The organism is Cryobacterium sp. CG_9.6, assembly GCF_029893365.1.
In the GTDB taxonomy this organism is placed as follows: domain Bacteria; phylum Actinomycetota; class Actinomycetes; order Actinomycetales; family Microbacteriaceae; genus Cryobacterium.
On the sequence record NZ_JARXUZ010000001.1, the window covers coordinates 1,406,070 to 1,425,256 of the forward strand.

18 protein-coding genes are annotated in these 19,187 nt (G+C 62.2%); 9 read left to right on the plus strand and 9 right to left on the minus strand.

Annotated elements, in window-relative coordinates; translation table 11 throughout:
• Positions 1–33 precede the first annotated feature (33 nt).
• On the plus strand, positions 34–1,062 hold the full coding sequence (locus tag H4V99_RS06350; protein WP_280676543.1) for a 6-phosphofructokinase: 1,029 nt from the start codon (positions 34–36) through the stop codon (positions 1,060–1,062).
• Here H4V99_RS06350 and H4V99_RS06355 read toward each other — a convergent pair.
• Positions 1,059–1,316, minus strand: a complete 258-nt coding sequence (locus tag H4V99_RS06355) for a mycoredoxin (RefSeq protein WP_280676545.1) — start codon at positions 1,314–1,316, stop codon at positions 1,059–1,061. The two genes, H4V99_RS06350 and H4V99_RS06355, sit on opposite strands and share 4 nt — an antisense overlap.
• Positions 1,317–1,369: 53 nt before the next feature.
• On the opposite strand from H4V99_RS06355, the gene H4V99_RS06360 reads away from it, so the two are divergent.
• Positions 1,370–1,843 carry an 8-oxo-dGTP diphosphatase gene (locus H4V99_RS06360; protein ID WP_280676547.1) on the plus strand — a complete coding sequence of 158 codons (474 nt, stop codon included), beginning with the start codon at positions 1,370–1,372 and terminating at the stop codon, positions 1,841–1,843.
• A gap of 16 nt (positions 1,844–1,859) precedes the next feature.
• Here H4V99_RS06360 and H4V99_RS06365 read toward each other — a convergent pair whose 3' ends face one another.
• Positions 1,860–3,137: a solute carrier family 23 protein gene (locus H4V99_RS06365; protein ID WP_280676549.1), complete on the minus strand. Its 1,278-nt coding sequence runs from the start codon at positions 3,135–3,137 to the stop codon at positions 1,860–1,862.
• Between the two features lie 62 nt (positions 3,138–3,199).
• Between H4V99_RS06365 and H4V99_RS06370 the strand changes: the two genes are divergently transcribed.
• Together H4V99_RS06370 and H4V99_RS06375 are read left to right on the plus strand one after the other, a co-directional pair.
• Complete coding sequence (locus H4V99_RS06370) at positions 3,200–4,792, plus strand: carboxylesterase/lipase family protein (RefSeq protein ID WP_280676551.1); 1,593 nt, start codon at positions 3,200–3,202, stop codon at positions 4,790–4,792.
• 92 nt (positions 4,793–4,884) lie between these two features.
• Positions 4,885–6,369: an NCS2 family permease gene (locus H4V99_RS06375; protein WP_280679988.1), complete on the plus strand. Its 1,485-nt coding sequence runs from the start codon at positions 4,885–4,887 to the stop codon at positions 6,367–6,369.
• 37 nt (positions 6,370–6,406) lie between these two features.
• Here H4V99_RS06375 and H4V99_RS06380 read toward each other — a convergent pair whose 3' ends face one another.
• The 5 genes from H4V99_RS06380 to H4V99_RS06400 are packed head-to-tail and all read right to left on the minus strand — an operon-like array spanning position 6,407 to position 11,478.
• On the minus strand, positions 6,407–7,159 hold the full coding sequence (locus H4V99_RS06380; RefSeq protein WP_280676553.1) for an FCD domain-containing protein: 753 nt from the start codon (positions 7,157–7,159) through the stop codon (positions 6,407–6,409).
• 6 nt (positions 7,160–7,165) lie between these two features.
• Positions 7,166–7,954, minus strand: a complete 789-nt coding sequence (locus tag H4V99_RS06385; protein ID WP_280676555.1) for a 3-oxoacyl-ACP reductase — start codon at positions 7,952–7,954, stop codon at positions 7,166–7,168.
• A 44-nt stretch (positions 7,955–7,998) separates the two neighbouring features.
• A complete protein-coding gene (locus H4V99_RS06390; RefSeq protein WP_280676557.1) occupies positions 7,999–9,360 on the minus strand; it encodes an aldehyde dehydrogenase family protein in 1,362 nt (453 codons plus the stop codon).
• A complete protein-coding gene (locus H4V99_RS06395; RefSeq protein ID WP_280676559.1) occupies positions 9,357–10,124 on the minus strand; it encodes a gamma-glutamyl-gamma-aminobutyrate hydrolase family protein in 768 nt (255 codons plus the stop codon). The genes H4V99_RS06390 and H4V99_RS06395 overlap by 4 nt, the downstream gene beginning before the upstream one ends.
• On the minus strand, positions 10,111–11,478 hold the full coding sequence (locus tag H4V99_RS06400) for a glutamine synthetase family protein (protein WP_280679990.1): 1,368 nt from the start codon (positions 11,476–11,478) through the stop codon (positions 10,111–10,113). Before H4V99_RS06400 ends, H4V99_RS06395 begins: the two co-directional genes overlap by 14 nt.
• A gap of 193 nt (positions 11,479–11,671) precedes the next feature.
• On the opposite strand from H4V99_RS06400, the gene H4V99_RS06405 reads away from it, so the two are divergent.
• Positions 11,672–13,216: an amino acid permease gene (locus tag H4V99_RS06405; RefSeq protein ID WP_280676562.1), complete on the plus strand. Its 1,545-nt coding sequence runs from the start codon at positions 11,672–11,674 to the stop codon at positions 13,214–13,216.
• 19 nt (positions 13,217–13,235) lie between these two features.
• Here the strand turns inward: H4V99_RS06405 and H4V99_RS06410 are convergent, their stop codons facing one another.
• Positions 13,236–14,111 (minus strand): fumarylacetoacetate hydrolase family protein, encoded by an 876-nt coding sequence (locus H4V99_RS06410; RefSeq protein ID WP_280676564.1) that lies wholly within the window; start codon positions 14,109–14,111, stop codon positions 13,236–13,238.
• Positions 14,112–14,228: 117 nt separating this feature from the next.
• Here H4V99_RS06410 and H4V99_RS06415 point away from each other — a divergent pair, with 117 nt between their 5' ends.
• The 3 genes from H4V99_RS06415 to H4V99_RS06425 all read left to right on the plus strand — a co-directional run bounded on the left by H4V99_RS06415 (position 14,229) and on the right by H4V99_RS06425 (position 16,736).
• Complete coding sequence (locus tag H4V99_RS06415; protein WP_280676566.1) at positions 14,229–15,617, plus strand: FAD-linked oxidase C-terminal domain-containing protein; 1,389 nt, start codon at positions 14,229–14,231, stop codon at positions 15,615–15,617.
• 178 nt (positions 15,618–15,795) lie between these two features.
• Positions 15,796–16,167, plus strand: coding sequence for an FKBP-type peptidyl-prolyl cis-trans isomerase (locus tag H4V99_RS06420; RefSeq protein ID WP_280676568.1), 372 nt, complete (start codon positions 15,796–15,798; stop codon positions 16,165–16,167).
• 155 nt (positions 16,168–16,322) lie between these two features.
• Positions 16,323–16,736 (plus strand): pilus assembly protein CpaE, encoded by a 414-nt coding sequence (locus tag H4V99_RS06425; RefSeq protein ID WP_280676570.1) that lies wholly within the window; start codon positions 16,323–16,325, stop codon positions 16,734–16,736.
• A 7-nt stretch (positions 16,737–16,743) separates the two neighbouring features.
• On the opposite strand, the gene H4V99_RS06430 is transcribed toward H4V99_RS06425, so the two are convergent.
• Positions 16,744–17,169 (minus strand): pyridoxamine 5'-phosphate oxidase family protein, encoded by a 426-nt coding sequence (locus H4V99_RS06430; RefSeq protein ID WP_280676572.1) that lies wholly within the window; start codon positions 17,167–17,169, stop codon positions 16,744–16,746.
• Positions 17,170–17,438: 269 nt separating this feature from the next.
• Between H4V99_RS06430 and H4V99_RS06435 the strand changes: the two genes are divergently transcribed.
• Positions 17,439–19,142 (plus strand): BCCT family transporter, encoded by a 1,704-nt coding sequence (locus H4V99_RS06435; protein WP_280676574.1) that lies wholly within the window; start codon positions 17,439–17,441, stop codon positions 19,140–19,142.
• Positions 19,143–19,187 lie beyond the last annotated feature (45 nt).

The window sequence follows — 19,187 nt, forward strand, 5'->3', positions numbered from 1 at the left end:
TATGTTTGTCGAGCCGTGAAGGAATAGAGCCCCATGAAGATCGGTATCCTCACAAGCGGCGGCGACTGCCCCGGATTGAACGCGGTCATCCGTGGCGCCGTTCTCAAGGGTGGTCGCGTGCACGATGCCGAGTTCGTCGGCATCCGAAACGGCTGGCGCGGGCTGGTGCAGGGCGAGTTCATGACCCTGGACCGACACAGTGTGCGCGGTCTGTCCCGTCAGGGCGGAACCATCCTGGGGAGCTCGCGTACGAACCCCTTCGAGGGCGATAACGGCGGTCCCGAGAACATTCAGCGCACCCTGGATGCCGAGGGTATCGACGCCGTCATTGCCATCGGGGGTGAGGGCACGCTCACGGCTGCGCACCGCCTGACCGAGGCCGGCCTCAAGATCGTGGGTGTGCCGAAAACCATCGACAACGACCTTGAAGCCACTGACTATTCGTTCGGCTTCAATACCGCTGTGGAGATTGCCACCGAGGCCATCGATCGCCTGCGCACGACGGCCGAGTCACACGGCCGCTGCATGGTCGTTGAGGTGATGGGGCGTCACGTGGGGTGGATCGCCCTGCACTCGGGCATGGCTGGAGGCGCTCACGCGATCCTGATTCCGGAACAGCCCAAGACCATCGAGCAAATCTGCGAGTGGGTGGAGCACGTACGCACCCGCGGTCGCGCCCCCGTCATTGTCGTGTCCGAGGGCTTTCTGCTTGCCGGCATGGAGCAGGCCCACTCCCACAAGGGTCTTGATGCGTTCGACCGGCCGCGCCTGGGCGGTATCAGTGAGCTCATCGCACCGCTCATCGAAGAACGAACAGGTATCGAATCCCGCGCCACGGTGTTGGGTCACACCCAGCGCGGCGGGGCGCCGTCGGCGTACGACCGCGTGCTGGCCACCCGCCTGGGGATGGCGGCAGTCGATGCCATTTACGCCCAGCAGTGGGGCTCCATGGTGTCTCTGCGCGGAACCGAAATCGAGGTGGTCAGCATCGCCGATGCCACGATCGGACTCAAAAAGGTGTCACCCGCACGCTACGACGAGGCCGCCGTACTCTTCGGCTAAGCCGCGAGTTTGGCCTGCACCTGCGCGAGTGAGGGGTTGGTGGCGCTAGAACCGTCGGGGAAAAGCACGGTGGGTACCGTCCGGTTGCCTCCGTTGAGGCTCATCACGAGTTCCGACGTACCGTCAACCTCTTCCACGTTGACCTCGCGGTAGGCCACGCCAACCCGGTCCAGCTGCGTCTTCAGGCGCGAGCAGTAGCCGCACCAGGTTGTGGTGAACATTGTGATGGTTCCGGTTGCAGGTACAAATTCCATAATTTGAGCCTAACTCTCCAACCGTCGAGTTTGCAGCGAGTTAAGCTGAGGGCATGTCGTTACCCCAGGTGTGCGTGTGTTATCTCACTCGGCGCACACCCTCGGGTGAGCTGCAGGTGCTGCTCGGTCGGAAGAAAAAGGGACTCGGCATCGGCAATATTGTTGGCCTCGGCGGCAAACTTGAGCACGGCGAGAGTGCAGTGGATGCCGCCGTGCGTGAGATCGAGGAAGAGTCCGGTCTGCTCGTGCAGGCGCAACATCTGCTGCCGTTCGGCGTGCTCACCTACCTGTTCCCGCATCGGGAAGCCTGGAGTCAGATTTCGAACGTGTTTGTGTGTTCGGAGTTCACCGGCACGCCGCGGGAGTCCGATGAACTCAACCCCGAGTGGTTCGAGGTGGCAGCGCTTCCGGTGCACGAGATGTGGGATGACGCAAAGCACTGGCTTCCGGGGGTGTTTGCCGGTACGCCGGCACGGGCCACGTTTACGTTCGGTCCCGACCTGAAGACCGTGATCCCCAACACCTGACCGGGATTTCGCGCGGCTAGGCCGTACGACGTACCCGGCCCAACCAGGTCATCAGGTGATAGATCACGATGGCCGCAATGGTGCCGAGAGCGATGCCGTTGAAACTCAGTGTTCCCGCCGACAGCGTGAAGTCGGCAATGCCGATGATGAGAGCCGTGGCTGCCGTGAACTGGTTCACCGGCTTGGAGAAGTCCACTTTGTTATCCAGCCAGATCTTCACGCCAATGACGCCAATCAGGCCGTAGAGGGCCGTTGTGACTCCACCCAGCACCCCCGCGGGGATCGTGTTGATGACGGCGCCCACCTTGGGAGAGAGGCCCAAAAGAATGGCGGTGATTCCGGCCACCCAGTAGGCGGCCGTGGAATAGATGCGCGTGGCCGCCATTACGCCAATGTTCTCGCCGTACGTTGTGGTTCCGCTGCCGCCGCCGAAACCGGCGAGCATGGTGGCGAGTCCGTCGGCCAGCAGCGCCCGCCCGGTGAGCCGATTCACCTTGGCATCCGTCATTTGGGCGACACCCTTAATGTGGCCCACGTTCTCGGCGATCAGAACGAGAACCACGGGGAGGAACGCCGGCAGCACGCCGAACACGACGGCCGGGTTCTCAAACGGATTCGCCGGGGCGGTGAAGGGCGGCAGGCCCACCCACGCTGCCGACGCCACCTGGCTGAAGTCGACTTCACCAAACAACACCGCGGCCACGTAGCCCACGAGAACGCCGAGGAAGATGGAGAGACGGCCAAGAATGCCGCGAAAGAGCACGGTACAGAGGATCACGGCCAGCAGAGTGATCAGGGCGGTGACCGGGGCCTGGTCAAAGTTGGCGCGCGCCACCGGCGCCAGGTTGAACCCGATCAGAGCCACAATGGCGCCCGACACAATCGGCGGCATCAGCTTGTCGATCCAGCCGGTTCCGGTGAGTTGAACCACCACGCCGATCACGGCCAGCAGCACCCCCACGGCCAGGATTCCGAACAGGGCGCTTCCCATGCCGGCCGAAGCGGTGGCCGCGGTGATGGGCGCAATGAACGCGAACGATGACCCGAGGTAGCTTGGCAGCTTGTTACCCGTAATGATCAGAAACAGCAGGGTGCCGATCCCCGAGAACAGCAGTGTGGTGCTCGGCGGAAAGTCGGTGAGTAGCGGCACGAGGAAGGTGGCCCCAAACATGGCCACCACGTGCTGGGCGCCAATACCGATGGTGATGGGCCAGCTCAGTCTTTCACCGGGGCCAACAACCTCCTGCGCCCCGACTGATTTTCCGTCACCGTGCAAAGTCCAGGGCAGGGCCATTGTTTCTCGTTTCGTTGTTGCGCGCTCTCAAACTGATCGTAGTAAACAAATAGGATCGGGGCATGACTTTTCCGGCCAGCACGATCGCGTCCTCCGAGGTCGATGAACTCGTTCGGGGAGTGACCGGTGGCCACGTCCGGGGCATCAGGGAGCGCGGTGTGCTGGCGTGGCGAGGAATTCCCTATGCTGCCGCGCCGGTGGGCGACCTGAGGTTTCGGGCGCCTGAGCCGGTAACCGCCTGGCCTGGAGTGCGACCGGCCCACGAGTTCGGACCGGTGGCACCGCAGAGCCACCGGGGTCAGTTCATTGGCGCCCACCCTTGTATCCCGCAGAGTGAGGACTGCCTGAACCTCAACGTCATTGCTCCCGACGACGCCACTGGCACCACACCGAGTGCCCGGAGCCGTCTTCGCCCGGTCATGGTCTTCATTCACGGTGGGGCCTACAGCGTGGGGTCATCCCGGGAGGTTCCTCGTCAGGGAGAGGGACTGGTTCGGCGCGGAGGCATCGTGTACGTGAGCCTCAACTATCGGCTGGGCGCCCTCGGTTACCTCGATTTCACCCGGTATTCCACGCCCGAGCGCCCGTTTGAGAGCAATCTGGGTCTGCGCGACCAGGCCGCCGCCCTTCAGTGGGTGCACGACAATATTTCACAATTCGGAGGAGACCCGGATGCCGTCACTCTGTTTGGTGAGTCGGCCGGCGGTAACGCCGTGACAACGCTCCTCACCGTGCCGAGTGTCGCCGGTCTCTTTCAGCGGGCCATTGCGCAGAGTGCACCGGCGAATGCGGTGTATCCCACGGAGCTCACCGCGCGGTGGGCCGGCGAATTCGTGCAGAGCCTGGCCGATGAGGCTCCACTGCAGGCGCCGGATACGGATTCGCGTGACGACCTCGCGGTGCGGCTTCTTCTTGAGGCCGATCCGGCGCGACTCGCTGAGGCAACGACGGAGCTCACCCGTAGAACTCCCGATCAAGACCCCGGCACGATTCCGCTGTGCCCGGTCATTGACGGAGTTTTTCTTCCGGAGCGCCCCCTTGATGCCTTCCGAGACGGACGTGCTCACCGGGTGCCCCTCATCATCGGGACCAATGCACGTGAGGGCTCTCTGTTTAGTGGGCGTATCGACATTCTCGCGACGACACCCACTCGCATCCGGGCAATTTTCACCAAGACCAAGAAAAAGGCGCGCCGAGCGCTTAAAGCCCAGTATCCGGGAATTCCGGCACTGCGGGCGGCTCTCGATTTTGGTGGGGACTACTCCTTTTGGTACCCCACCGTGAAGGTGGGGGAGCGGCACTCACGCTATGCTCCGGTGTATTTCTACCGGTTCGATGCTGCGCCTCGGTTGATTCGCCTCATGGGGCTGGATGCCACGCACGGACTTGAACTGTTTCCCCTGTTTGACCGGCTTAATGGCTGGCCCGGGCGCGGCATGACGCTGCTCGGCGGGCGGGCGGCATTTCGCGCGGTGGGGGAGCGCATGCAGCGCTGGTGGGTGGCTTTTGCCGAGAGCGGCATACCCGACAGCGAGTGGCCGCCGTATGGGGAAGTGCGCCGTGAAACGCTCATCATCGATACCCAGGATCGGGTCGAAGCCGACCCTGGTGCCGAGCGCCGCGTGGCTTGGGGCGCGTTCGTACCCCACGTCTGAGTCGTAGACTACATATTTGATAAACATGTGCTTTTGTCAATAACGCCAGAGCGCATAATGCCTGTTTTTTCCGAACGGCCCGGGAGCACAACATTTCCACCACGAACGCAGCAACGTCAGAAGTCACACCCCCGAAGCCCACCGGGCTTAAGGGCAGGGTCGATCGGTACTTTGAAATCACGAGCCGCGGGTCCACCTGGGCCCGGGAGGTTCGTGGTGGCCTCGTCACCTTCGTGACCATGGCATATATTGTCATTCTCAACCCACTGATCCTCGGCGGTTTCAGCGCCGATCAGGCCGCGGTAGACGTGGCCGGTAACTGGCTGCCGAACGCACAGGTTGCAGCGGTCACCGCCCTCACGGCCGGGGTCATGACGATTCTGTTCGGTGTCGTCGCTCGCCTGCCCTACGGCTTCGCGGCCGGGCTGGGTATCAACTCGTTCTTGGCCGTGAGTGTGGTGGGCCAGGTCACCTGGCCAGAAGCCATGGGCCTGGTGGTTATCAACGGCATCATCATCGTCATTCTTGCCTCCACCGGAATGCGCGAGTTGATCTTCAACGCCGTACCTCGTCAACTCAAGATCGCCATCACGGTGGGTATCGGGCTGTTTATTGCGTTCATCGGTCTCGTTGACTCCGGCTTTGTGCGCTCCAGTGGAGCCGCGTCGCCGCCCGTTCAGCTCGGTGACCAGGGTTCCGTCACCACCCTTCCCACCCTCGTCTTTGTGATCGGGCTCATCATCATCGGTGTGCTGTTGGCTCGCAAGGTGAAGGCCGCCCTGCTGATCGGGATCGTGGCGACCACACTGATCGCTGTCGTGCTAGAGGCCATCTTCAAGGTGGGGCCGTCACTCGGTGTCAACCCGGCCGGGTGGAACCTCAACGCTCCCATTCTGCCCACACAGGTTGTGGCCGTGCCCGACCTCAGCCTTCTCGGTGCGGTGAGCTTCGGTGCGTTTGAACGTATCGGGATGCTGGCCGCGGTCATGCTCGTCTTCACGCTCGTTTTCACTAACTTCTTTGATGCCATGGGCACCATGACGGGACTGGCCAACGAAGCCGGGCTCGCCGACAAGAACGGAAACTTCCCCCGGCTGAAGTCGGCACTGATCGTCGAGGGTATCGGTGCGGTCGCTGGCGGCGCGGCATCCGCTTCGTCGAACACCGTGTTCATCGAGTCCGGTGCCGGCATTGGCGAGGGCGCACGAACGGGTCTGGCCAACGTCGTGACCGGCGTTTTGTTCCTCGCGGCAATGTTCTTCACGCCGCTCACCCAGATCGTGCCCCTCGAGGTAGCGGCGGCGGCGCTCGTGATTGTCGGTGCCATGATGGTGTCCCAGATTCGGTTCATTGACTTCACCGAGTTTTCCATCGTGCTTCCCGTGTTTCTCACGATCATCGTCATGCCGCTCACCTATTCCATCGCCAACGGGATCGGTGCGGGATTCGTGAGCTGGGTGCTCGTTCGTTCCTTCTCCGGCAAGGGGAAGCAGATTAGTCCGCTTCTGTGGATTGTCGCTGCCGGATTCGTGCTCTTCTTCGTGCGCGGCCCGGTGGAGGCGCTGCTCGGCGCCTAGGGCTTTCTGGGCACCTCAGGCTTTCTCGCCACGCACATCACTCGAGAAATCCGCGGAGCAAAGACGCGGTGCCCGCGAGATGTTCGGTCATGGCCTCGGCTGCGGCATCAGGCCGGCCAGTGAGAATAGCGAGCACAATCTGTTCGTGCTGCTCGTTGGAATGCGTGATGTTGGGACTGAGCAGCGGGATTGCGTCCAGAAGTTCATTGATCCGCATGCGAACCTCTGCCAGTGGCGGCATCAGCGACGCAGACCCGGCCAGTTCGCCGATGGTCAGGTGCAAGCGGGAGTCCAACCGACGATAGTCATCGCCGGTTGCCTCCGTGGCTTCGCGGAGAGCTTCCCACAACTGTTCCCGTTCACCGGGCGAGAGCGCTCGCGCGGCCGCGTGCCGGGCGGCGCCCACCTCGAGGATCGATCGCAGAGTGAGGGTGTCCTCGATCATGGCCGGGGACGCCTGGGGGGCGTCTGTCACGATGTCGGCCTGCCCGCCAGAGTGCGGACCGGTGGGTGACGGCAATATCTCGCTGACGAATGTGCCACCGTACCGACCTCGGCGGGAGAGCAGATACCCCGCCTCGGAGAGGGAGGCAATGGCGTCACGCACGGTTTCTCGGCTCACGGCCAGCCTGGTCGCGAGATCTCGCTCCGGCGGCAACCTGTCGCCGGGCGCGATGAGGCCGAGTCGCACCGTGTGCAGGAGTCGCTGAACCGTTTCTTCGAAGGCGTTACCGCCCGGTACCGGGCGTAGTAGCAGTCCGGTATCCAGGCCTGGTGTGTCGTGGCTCACTCGGGGTCACTCCGGAGTCACGTAGGCGGAACTGATGCCGCCATCGACGAGAAACGTGGAACCCGTGATGAACGAGGCATCGTCGCTGGCCAGGAAGGCGACGGCCGCCGCGAGTTCTGCCGGCTCGGCGAACCGCCCGATGGGAATGTGAATGAGGCGTCGGGCGGCACGCTCCGGGTCTTTGGCAAACAGTTCCTGCAGAAGTGGCGTGTTCACCGGGCCGGGGCACAGTGCGTTGACACGAATTCCCTGTCTGGCAAACTGCACTCCGAGTTCGCGACTCATCGCCAGTACGCCGCCCTTGGACGCGGTGTAGGAGATTTGGCTGGTTGCCGAGCCGAGTACGGCCACGAACGAGGCCGTGTTGATGATGGAACCCCGCCCCTGCCTCACCATGTGTCGCAGGGCGGCGCGGCAACAGAGATAGACCGACTTCAGGTTCACATCCTGAACGTTCTGCCACGCGGGCAGCTCCGTGGTGAGGATGGAGTCGTCGTCGGGGGGTGAAATCCCGGCATTGTTGAAGGCCACATCCACGGAACCGTAGGTCAGCACCGCAGTGTCGAACAGGGCATCGACCTGCTCCTCGTTTGTCACGTCCACCTTCACGAACAGGCCGTTGACCAGTTCGGCGGCAGCGAGGCCGGCCGTTTCATCGCGATCGCCGATCACGACCGTTGCCCCCTCCGCGGCGAATCGCTGCGCCGTGGCCAGGCCAATTCCGCTGGCACCGCCGGTGATCACGGCGACTTTGCCCGCCAGGCGTTGGGCGAGGTTGAGGGGTGTAATGGTCATTCGGACTCCTGGGATGGGACGGGTGACGTGGTGCCTGCTGATAATCAGTCGACTGCGATGAAGACATTCTTGGTTTCGGTGAAGCTGAGCGGTGCGTCGGGTCCCAGTTCGCGGCCCAGACCCGATTGTTTGAACCCGCCGAACGGCGTGGAGTAGCGAACGGAAGAGTGCGAGTTGACCGACAGATTACCGGCGTCCACGGCACGTGAGACGCGCAGGGCACGACCCACGTCCCGGGTCCAAATTGAGCCGGAGAGGCCGTAGGTGGTGTCATTGGCCAGCTGTACGGCATCCGCTTCACCGTCGAAGGGGAGCACGGTGACGACGGGCCCGAAGATTTCGTCGGTGACGGTGCGATCGGTGCGGGAGCGTGGTGTCAGGACCGTTGGTGCGAACCAGTATCCGGGGCCGGCTGGCGTGGCACCGCGAAACGCCACGAGGGAGTCGTCAGAAACGTACTCTGACACCGAGTCGAAGTGTTTCTTCGAAACGAGGGGACCCATTTCGGTGGCCTCGTTGGCGGGGTCACCCACGCGCACCGCTGCGACGGCAGGTTCGAGGAGCTCCATGAATCGGTCATAGACACTGCGCTCCACCAGAATTCGGCTGCGAGCACAGCAATCCTGCCCGGCGTTCTCGAACACGCCGGAGGGCGCACTCGCCGCTGCTTTCTCGAGGTCTGCATCGGCGAAAATGATGTTGGCGCTCTTGCCGCCGAGCTCGAGTGTTACCCGTTTGACCTGTGCTGCGCAGCCGGCCATGATCTGCTTGCCCACGGCCGTCGACCCGGTGAACACCACTTTTCGCACGGCTGGATGCGTGACGAAGCGTTCCCCCACCACCGAGCCCCGGCCGGGGAGCACCTGAAACAGTCCTTCGGGCAGCCCCGCTTCACGCGCGAGCTCGCCCAGCCGGATACTGGTCAGCGGCGTCCATTCGGCGGGCTTCAGCAGTACGGCGTTGCCCGCCGCGAGGGCGGGGGCAAAACCCCAGGCCGCAATGGTCATGGGGAAGTTCCACGGCGTAATGATTCCCACCACGCCGAGTGGTTCGTGAAATGTCACGTCGAGGCCGCCGGACACCGGAATCTGCTGGCCGAACATGCGCTCGGGCGCCGCTGAATAGTAGCTGAGCACGTCACGAACATGCGCGGACTCCCAGCGTGCCTGCGTGATCGGATGCCCGGAGTTCATCACCTCGATCTGGGCGAGATTCTCTCGGTCTCCGTCCACAGCCTCCGCGAACCGTCGCATAAGGCGTGCTTTGTCGGCGGGAGCCACTCGCGCCCAGTGCTGCTGGGCGACAACGGCCCGCATGATCGCTTCGTCCGTGGCGTCGACATCCAGAAGCTCAACGGATGCAACCTCTTTCTCGGTGGCGGGGTTGATGACGCTCGTGGTGCTCATTCGTGTTCGTCCCGATTCTTCAGGGTGTTGGCGTAGTGCGTGGCCGCCGCAACCAGTCCCGAAAACAGGCGGATATCGTCGGTGTTCTGCTCTGGATGCCACTGCACGGCGATGCCGAACGGGACAGACGTGAGCTCGACGGCCTGCACGATGCCACTGCCACTGCTGCGCGCCGTCACGACGAGGCCGTCGGCCACGCGGTCAACGGATTGGTGGTGGTAAACCGGCACGCGCAGGCCTCCCACGGACCGATCAAGAAGCTCATGCAGTCGAGACGATGGCTCCACGGTGATGGCCACCTGATTGAACACACCATTGCCAGCCTGGTGAGTGGTGTCGCCGATCACGTCCGGCAGATGCTGGTGCAGAGTCCCGCCGAGGGTGACGTTGAGCATCTGTGCCCCGCGACAGATACCGAGGAACGGGAGGCGGCGGTCGATGGCCCGCAGCAGGAGTTCGTGCTCCCAGGAATCACGGTCGGGTCGTGACTCGTCGGTTGCTGCATGTGCTGCCTGCCCGTATCGAGCCGGGTCAATGTCTTTTCCGCCGGTGACGATGAGCCCATCGAGGCGGTCGAGCACCTGGTCTGCAATGGCAGCACTAACCGGTTGGGGCGGCAGGAGCACCGCAATGCCGCCGGCCCTCGTCACGGCATCGAAGTAGGTGTGGGGGAGGAAGGCCGCCGGTACGTCCCAGACGCCCGTTTGCGCCTGCTCGAGGTAGGTCGTGAGACCGATGATCGGTCGTGATTCAGAGGCGTTCAAAACCGCGAACCCGCTCCCAATCGGTGACCGCCGAGTCGTAGGCCGCGATCTCGACCTGCGCGTAGTTGACGTAGTGGTCGACGACCTCATTGCCAAAGGCTTCGCGCGCGAAAGCGGATGTTGCGAACAGCTCGGCAGATTCACGCAGGGTTGACGGAACCCGCTCGATATCGCTGGTATACGCGTTGCCCTCACACAGAGGTTCGAGTTCCAGTTTGTTCTCGATGCCATAGAGCCCGGCTGCAATCAGGGCACTGACTGCGAGGTATTGATTGACGTCACCGCCCGGTACCCGGTTTTCGACGCGCATCCCCAGACCGTGGCCCACGACGCGCAGGGCACAGGTGCGGTTGTCCATGCCCCACGCCAGGGCAGTGGGAGCGAAGCTGCCGGAAACGTAACGCTTATACGAATTGATGTTGGGAGCAAAGAAGAGGGTGAGTTCACGCATTACCGCGAGCTGTCCAGCCAGAAAATGGCGGAACAGTGCCGACATTCCGTGCTCTGCCTCCGCGTCGGCGAACACCGCCGATCCGTCAAGGCCGCGCAAGCTGATGTGGATATGGCAGCTGTTTCCCTCCTTCTCGTTGTACTTGGCCATGAAGGTGAGGCTCTTGCCGTGAGAATCCGCGATCTCCTTGGCACCGTTTTTGTAAATGGAGTGGTTATCGCAGGTGTCGAGTGCTGGGGCGTAGCGGAACCCGATCTCCTGCTGTCCCAGATTGCATTCGCCTTTCACTCCCTCGCAGTACATGCCTGCGCCATCCATGCCGAGACGGATGTCGCGCAGCAGCGGTTCTACGCGCGCGCCAGCGAGGAGGGCGTAGTCGATGTTGTAGTCGCTGGAGGCCGACAGGCCCCGGTAGCCTTTCTTCCACGCCTCCCGGTAACTGTCATCAAAGACGATGAACTCCAGTTCGGTTGCGACGTGCGCCTGCAGGCCGTGCTCGGCCAGACGAGCGATTTGAGCCTGAAGAATCTGCCGGGGCGATGCCACGACGGGAGTGTCATCGAGCCAGTGCAGGTCAGCAGTGACGAGAGCGCTTCCCGGTAGCCAGGGGACCTTGCGGAGTGTTGTGAGGTCAGGGATCATCGCCATGTCGCCGTAGCCGCGCGACCAGCTGGACATGTGGAAGCCATCGACGGTGTTCATCTCCACGTCGACAGCCAGCAGGTAGTTGCAGCATTCTGCTCCGTGTGCGGCGGCGTCCTCTACGAACAATCGAGCCGAGAGGCGCTTACCCACGAGGCGTCCCTGCATGTCGGTAAAGGCAACAATGACCGTGTCAATGCTTCGGTCAGCAACCAGAGCAGCCAAGTCCTCGAGGGTCAGATTGCCGGAGCCGTGGGTCATGAACTTCTCCTCGATGAGAGCAAATGCTGCGATTGCAACCATTAGACCACAGAGCAGGTAGCACCTGTCGATATTTTTTGCCGAGAATTTTTCTCTAAAGGTCTGGTCACGGACCATTGCCTCCCCTAGAGTCGGGCTATCAAATTCCGTGTTGCTCGCTTCGTGCGGGCCCGAGTGCGCACAGAGGAAGCAGATGTCCAAAGACACGTTGAAGGTCTCCGGGGTAAAGTACACGACCGCCGAGGCGGGATACTTCGAGAAACGCAGACTCACGCGTTCTGCCGGCGTCTGGGGGCTGTGGGGGCTGGCCGTCGCGGCCGTCATCTCCGGTGATTTCTCGGGCTGGAACTTTGGGATTGAGTACGCCGGCTTCGGCGGGATGCTCATTGCCTTCGCGCTCCTGGTTGTCATGTACTACGGCATGATCTTCAGCATCGGTGAGATGGCGGCGGCGATGCCCCACACCGGCGGTGCCTACTCCTTCGCGCGCGCAGCCATGGGGCCGTGGGGTGGATTCGTCACCGGCCTTGCTGAGGCCATCGAGTACGTTGCCACCACCGCAGTGATCGTGTACTTCTCGGCGTCCTACGCCAGCAGTATTGCCACCGAGCTGCTCGGGTTCACACTCCCGGCCTGGGTCTGGTGGGTCATCCTGTACGCGGTCTTCATCGGGCTCAACTCGGCCGGTGCGGCAATTTCCTTCAGATTTGCCATCGTGGTGTCCATCATCTCCATCATTATTCTGTTGGTTTTTGCCGCTATGGCGGCCTTCTCAGGCCTGTTCAGCTGGGACCTGGTGTTCGATATTCAGCCGGATCCGGGCCAATCGCTCTTCCTGCCGCACGGCATCCTTCCCATTCTTTTTGCCCTTCCCTTCGCCATGTGGTTCTTCCTGGGGATCGAGGAGCTGCCCTTGGCGGCGGAAGAATCGCACAACCCCGTGCGGGACATTCCCCGGGCCGGACTCATTGCCCGAACCACCCTCATCATCACGGGCTTACTCGTGCTCGTCCTGAACACGGGAATCGTGGGAGCGACAAACATCGCCGGCTCTCTCGAGCCACTGCTGGATGGCTTTCGTGCCATCGTCGGCGACAGCGCCGCAGCGGTGCTCTCCCTCTTCGCGCTGATCGGTCTGCTGGCATCGCTCCAGGGAATCATGTTTGCCTACGGCCGAAACATGTACTCACTGTCCCGTGCTGGCTACTATCCGAAATTTCTCTCGCTCACCGGCAAGCGCCAGACACCGGCCGTTGCTCTTTTCGTGGGCGCAGTCATCGGCTTCATCGCTTTGGTTCTCGTTGATTCCCTCGGCGGATCCGACGGTGTCGCCGGCGCTATCGTGCTCAATATTGCGATTTGGGGTGCCGTGATCGCCTACATTCTGCAGATGACGTCGTTCGTGATTCTTCGGAGAAAGTACCCGAACGCAAACCGCCCATACCGGAGCCCGTGGGGCGTTCCCGGTGCGATCATCGCCGGTGTGCTGTCACTGGCCATCTTTTTCGGATTCTTCATCAATGTGCCGGCGCGTCCGGCCATTGTCGCCATCGCCGTTGTCTACGTGATCATGCTCGTGATTTTTGCCGTCTACGGTCGTCACCACCTGGTGATGTCACCGGAAGAGGAATACGCGGTCTCGGGGGGTTTGCACGGCGATCCCCAGAAGGAAGGCTACGGCGGCGTGGTCGAGGATGAACTTCTGGCCACGGACGGCCGCGATCAGGCTCCTGAGTAGCGCCCCTGTTCTCGGCGCGCTAACTCGTGCGGCAATGCGTCGTGAGAAACCCGATCTTGTCGATGGAGATCGTGACCGTTGACCCGTCCCGGAGAAAGACCGGCGGCTTTCGGCTATAGCCCGCGCCGCCCGGGCTTCCGGTGGAAATCAGCGTTCCCGGCAGCAACGTGGAGGTTTTGGAGAGGTAGGAGATAATCTCGGCGACGGTGCGCACCATGTCTCCGCTGGAGGCATCCTGCAGAATGCGCCCGTCAACGTGTGTGGTCAGCCACACATTCTGGGGGTCCCCGATCTCGTCCGCCGTCACAACGATGGGTCCCGTCGGGGTGAAACCGTCGAACGACTTACAGCGCGACCACTGCGCTTCGGAGAACTGCAGGTCGCGCGCGGTGATGTCATTGACGATCGTGTAGCCGAAGACATAGTCGAGCGCGTCCTGCACCGACACGTTTCGCGCGGGGCGACCGATGATGACGCCAAGTTCTGCTTCGTAGTCCACCTGAGAGGTGAGGTCTTCCGGCCACGTGATCGTGGACTCGTGCCCGGTGAGAGAGTTGGGCCAGAGCGAAAAGACTGTCGCCGATGTCTCCAAGCGCAGGCTCAACTCGGAGGAGTGGGCGGCATAATTCGCGCCGATCGCAATGATCTGCGGTGGCCGCAGCACCGCAGAGGAATGCCGCAGGGTGTCGATCGAGGTCATAGATACGCCAGCGGATGCCGCGTTCAGGCTGACCGCCCGCACCCGGTCGATCTCGTGCTCACCCTTTTCCAGCAGGTCCTGCAGGTCCCGCGGGGCGTCTTCCATGATTTCATCGAGGAACAGCGCCTCTTCTCCAAAGGTCACCGCCAGCCTCGGGGTGGACTGGCCGTCAACTCGTAGATGCGCAAACTTCACCCTTCTAGGCTATCGGCACGCAGCGCGTCTCGACTGTGGGAGAACGACAACGGCCCCGAGTTCTCGTTAGAGGAGTTCCACGGAAGGGGCTGACAGCCGCCTGAGTAGTGTGGTGTCATGACTGTACTGGCGCGTCTTCAGCACGAACTGGGCGAGATCGTGAGCGTGGAGTCGTCGGATCTGGTGGCAAGTCGTAGAGACAGGTCCGGGTGGATGGCACCGGGAACCCCGCTCGCTGTGGTGAACGCGACCAGCATTGAACACGTTCAGTGCGTGCTGCGCCTGGCATCCGAGTATCGGGTACCCGTGATCACGCGCGGTGCGGGCACCGGGCTGGCCGGAGGAGCCTGCGGTTCCGACGGGTCGATCGTCTTGAGCCTCGCCGGCATGAATCGAATCCTGGAGATTCGTCCGGAAGACGAGCTGGCGGTCGTGGAACCCGGCGTCATCAATCAACACGTGAATGACGCGCTCGCCGAGCACGGACTATGGTTCGCGCCCGATCCGGCGAGCAAGGCCATCTCGACGGTGGGGGGAAACATCGCCACGAACGCGGGAGGACTTCTCTGCGCGAAGTACGGTGTCACCCGTGAAGCCGTCCTGGCCCTCACGGTGGTGCTGGCCGACGGCACACTGCTACACACCGGTCATCGCACCGTGAAGGGCGTCACCGGCTACGACCTGACCGCGCTCCTCACCGGTTCCGAGGGCACTCTTGGGGTCATTGTGGAGGCGACCGTGCGCGTGCGGGCGATTCCGCTGGGGGACACGGTGACCGTTGCGGCGGTGTTCCCCGACGTTGCCGGCGCTGCCGCCGCATCCGCTCGAATCACGGCCGAACGCTTACGCCCGGCGGTGATGGAGCTCATCGACCCGGTCGCACTCGCCATCGTGGCCCGGTTTTTAGGTCCGGAACGCTGCGCGGGACTTCCCCTCGGCACCGGAGCATTCCTGCTCGCGCAGACCGACGGTGAGGGCGCGGGGCTCGAAGCCGAGAGGGTGGCGGCGGTGATGCGCTCTGGCGGAGGGGACGTTCAGGTGTCTCGTGATCGGGAGTCGGGCGAGCAGTTGCTGGCGATTCGGCGAGCAATGCATCCGGCCCTGGAGCAGCACGGTACCGTGCTCATTGAAGACGTTTCGGTGCCTCGCTCGCGCATGGCAGAGATGTTCGCGGTCATCGCAGACATCAGCCTGCGCACCGGGGTGTCCATTCCGGTGGTGGCTCACGCCGGTGACGGAAATCTGCACCCGAATTTTGTGATTCCCCCTGATCCCTCGGGGCGAACGGATGGATCGGTGCCGGAGCATATCTGGGCGGCGGCAGACGAGATGTTTCGGGCCGCGCTTCGCCTCGGAGGTACGCTCACCGGCGAACACGGGGTGGGGGTGCTCAAACGACGGTGGCTTCGTGACGAACTGGGCGACACCAGCTTCGACCTCCAGCGGCGCCTGAAAGCTGTGATTGATCCACTCGGTATTCTGAACCCTGATGTGATGTTTCAGTAAGTCAGCGATCCCGCACGAACGTGTTAAACAGGAACTCGCCGCTTCGGTGGTGTGGCGGTGCCGACGACTCTACCGATGCGACGAGTTGATGTATGTATATAGTCCATCTTTCGCAGCGTTCGCGCAAGGATGAATTTCTGGCTAGGTGAAGTTCGGTCTCATCCGGTTGGATGGACCCATGACTGATTTGAATTCAAAGCCCGAAATCGACTTCCCGGAGGGCGCAGAGCCCGAACAGCTTGAGATCCTCGACATTGTCGTGGGTGACGGTCCAGAGGCCACGCCCGGTGCCACCGTTGATGTGCACTACCTCGGAGTCGAATTCGCCTCCGGTGACGAGTTCGACTCGTCGTGGAACCGCGGCCAGTCGATCAACTTTCCGTTGCGCTCGCTCATCGCCGGCTGGCAGCAGGGGATTCCCGGCATGAAGGTAGGCGGTCGACGCAAGCTTGTGGTGCCCCCGCACCTGGCCTACGGCCCCGCCGGTTCCGGCCACCGTCTCTCGGGGCAGACACTGATCTTTGTGATTGATCTGCTGGGCGTCAGCTAAAGAGTCGCTCGCTGCAACCGACTAACCCGCACGTGTGTGATGCGTGGGGTGTGGCCTCGCACGACGTTCGCGTCGCACGAGGCCACACCGGCTCCATTTGGTGGTCTTCTGGCTCAACGCTGTCGGGACGAGACTCCCCGCGTACATAATGATTCATGATCTCTACCCACAACGCCCGGTCTCTGCTCGCCGCTGGCCTCGTCTGGCGCCCGGCTTCCGGGGATGCGTTTCGCATTGAACGACCGGGGTTTGACGACGATGTCTTTACCGTAAGCAGCATGGCCATCGAGCCGCATGAGTTCGACACCGGCACGATTCTCGGTTTCAACGGCACGACTGAATGGGCGCTCGATTCCCTGGCGCTCGAGAACGCACTGTGGCTTCCGCGGGAAGACCAGCTCCGTGAGCTGCTGGGTCGGAGATTCCGCGCTCTGGAGCGAACCGCTGATTTTCGGTACCAGGTTGTGGCCGACCTCGGCGAAGGGCCCACACATTTTGTTGCCGACGACGCAGCGGATGCCTACGCGGCGGCCGTGCTGGCAGCCATGGGGACAGCAGCGTCACGCTGAGTACGCCCTAGTAGCGGTCCGGCTCCGGGCCCAGCGGAAACCGACGTCCCTGCATGTGGGTCGGTGTGATCTCCACGTAGATGTACTTGAGAGTCGGGATCAACGGGTGCAGCGGCAGTTGGTCGGCGGCATCGATATCGGATTGCTTGTCGAGAATGCTGGCTGTGCCCTTCACCACGACGCTCCATGCTTCGTCGTGACCGACGCCATCCGTTTCGAATGCAACCCGGTTGTTTACGGTGAGCTCGAGCAGCTTTGTGCCCTCGGCTGTGCGAAAGAATAATCGGCGGTCAGCGGCAACGAAGTTCACCGGAAAGATGTCGGGAATCCCGCCGACGCTCACCGCAAGGCGGCCAAGACTTGCGGAAAGCAGGGCATCCCAGCTTTCATCTTCGGTGAGAATCCGGATCTCTTTGAGGTCATTGATGTCCATATCTCATCGTGGCACGTGGGCACGACTGAAGGGAATATTCCCCGCCGAGTCGTTCGGAACATACCCGCTCCTGGCGTGTATTTTGCTGACCCCAGTTGAGGGGGGCATCGTGGTGTATTGTGGAATGTTGCCCATTGGCCGCCAACAACCCTAGAGATCCACTTGGCATAGCTGGTTGGAAATCCTCCAAGAGGAAGTTAAAAGTGAGCGCACCATCCCAAGCCCCCTCAGTAACAGTAGGGAAGGGCCCCAAGAAACGTCGTTTCGTCGTGCCAGCACCGCGGGTTTTCTACCCGGCGCTCGGCATCATTCTTGCGGTCGTCATCATCGCCATCAGCTTTCCCGTGCGAACGGGAACTACTCTTTCCACCCTGCAGGGCTGGGTCGTAGCTGGACTGGGCCCGTACTACATCATTCTGGTGGCGGGCTTTGTGGTCTTCGCCGTGTGGATGGGTGTGAGCCGCTTCGGTGACATCAAGCTCGGCAAGGATGATGACAAGCCCGAGTTTGGCCTCATGAGCTGGTTCTCCATGCTCTTCGCTGCTGGAATGGGCATTGGCCTGGTCTTCTGGGGCATGTCTGAGCCGTTGACGTTCTTCACCAACCCGAAGCCGGGAGTGAGCGGTAACGCTCAGGAGCTTGCTGCTGCGGCGATGAACCAGACTTTCCTGCACTGGGGATTCCATGCCTGGGCCATTTACGCCGTCGTGGGGCTGAGCCTTGCGTACTCCATTCACCGCAAGGGGCGTCCGGTTTCTATTCGCTGGGCCCTCGAGCCGCTGCTCGGGGACCGCGTTCGAGGTCGCCTCGGTGACGCCATCGATGTTATTGCCATTGTTGGAACGCTCTTTGGTGTTGCCACGTCCCTCGGCCTTGGTGTCAAACAGATCGCTGCTGGACTGAGCTACCTCGGTGTTGTGGGCGAGGTCAACAACACCCTGCTCGTGATTCTCATCATTGTGATCACGGCTATCGCCACCGTTTCGGTGGTCAGTGGTGTTGGCAAGGGCATCAAGTGGCTTTCCAACATCAACCTCGGCATGGCCGGCCTGTTGTTGGTTGCCGTGCTGCTGCTGGGCCCCACGCTCTACCTGCTGCGCGTCCTTGTTGAGTCCATTGGCGGCTATTTTCAGAACGTTGTGGGGCTGACCTTCGACACCGGTTCGTTCACCGGACAGGCTGGCATTGACTGGCAGGGCGCATGGACAGTCTTCTACTGGGGCTGGTGGATCTCGTGGGCCCCGTTCGTGGGTGTCTTCATCGCGCGAATCTCTCGTGGACGCACCGTGCGGGAATTCATTGCCGGAGTACTTATCGTTCCCACCCTCGTGACCTTTGTGTGGTTCGCCGTAATGGGTGGAAGTGCCATTCGTCAGGCGTGGGAGGGCGACGGGGGCGGACTGTTCGACCCCGAGGTGGGGATCATTCCTGAGAACGTGCTCTTCAGCTTCCTGGGCGGACTTCCGCTCGGCGGAGTGCTGGCCGTGATTGCCGTGATCGTGATTGCGATCTTCTTCATCACGTCAGCCGACTCTGGGTCACTGGTCATCGACATGCTGGCCTCGGGCGGCGACACGAACCCGCCCAAGTGGAGCCGCATCATGTGGGCCTCGCTTGGCGGTATCGTTGCGATCGCCCTGCTGCTTGCTGGCGGGCTCGCTGCGCTGCAGACCGGAGCTATCCTGACGGCAATTCCCGTGAGCCTTGTGATGGTCGGTATGTGCATTGCCACGTTCAAGGCATTCCGTATCGAGCACGAACTCATCGTGAGCGTTGAGCGTCGTCAGCGTCGCGAGGAACTCGCGCGTCGAATCGGAAAAACCGTCACCGCACACCTTGAAGAAAACTTCGACGATCACTTTGGTGATCAGGTTGATGGCCACATCATGGCAGCCATGACCGAGGAGGCCATGACCACCGATGAGGGTCTGCGTCGCCGTCGTGGGTGGGGTCGAAAGCCCAAGGACTCCTAGGCGTTTACCCTTCCTTCAGAAGCACCCCGCAGCCTTGGCTGTGGG

Coding starts and splice junctions, on each gene's coding strand:
- H4V99_RS06350 (WP_280676543.1), top strand. CDS start 34: ATGAAGATCGGTATCCTCACAAGCGGCGGCGACTGCCCCGGATTGAAC.
- H4V99_RS06355 (WP_280676545.1), bottom strand. CDS start 1,316: ATGGAATTTGTACCTGCAACCGGAACCATCACAATGTTCACCACAACC.
- H4V99_RS06360 (WP_280676547.1), top strand. CDS start 1,370: ATGTCGTTACCCCAGGTGTGCGTGTGTTATCTCACTCGGCGCACACCC.
- H4V99_RS06365 (WP_280676549.1), bottom strand. CDS start 3,137: ATGGCCCTGCCCTGGACTTTGCACGGTGACGGAAAATCAGTCGGGGCG.
- H4V99_RS06370 (WP_280676551.1), top strand. CDS start 3,200: ATGACTTTTCCGGCCAGCACGATCGCGTCCTCCGAGGTCGATGAACTC.
- H4V99_RS06385 (WP_280676555.1), bottom strand. CDS start 7,954: ATGACCATTACACCCCTCAACCTCGCCCAACGCCTGGCGGGCAAAGTC.
- H4V99_RS06390 (WP_280676557.1), bottom strand. CDS start 9,360: ATGAGCACCACGAGCGTCATCAACCCCGCCACCGAGAAAGAGGTTGCA.
- H4V99_RS06400 (WP_280679990.1), bottom strand. CDS start 11,478: ATGACCCACGGCTCCGGCAATCTGACCCTCGAGGACTTGGCTGCTCTG.
- H4V99_RS06405 (WP_280676562.1), top strand. CDS start 11,672: ATGTCCAAAGACACGTTGAAGGTCTCCGGGGTAAAGTACACGACCGCC.
- H4V99_RS06415 (WP_280676566.1), top strand. CDS start 14,229: ATGACTGTACTGGCGCGTCTTCAGCACGAACTGGGCGAGATCGTGAGC.
- H4V99_RS06420 (WP_280676568.1), top strand. CDS start 15,796: ATGACTGATTTGAATTCAAAGCCCGAAATCGACTTCCCGGAGGGCGCA.
- H4V99_RS06425 (WP_280676570.1), top strand. CDS start 16,323: ATGATCTCTACCCACAACGCCCGGTCTCTGCTCGCCGCTGGCCTCGTC.
- H4V99_RS06430 (WP_280676572.1), bottom strand. CDS start 17,169: ATGGACATCAATGACCTCAAAGAGATCCGGATTCTCACCGAAGATGAA.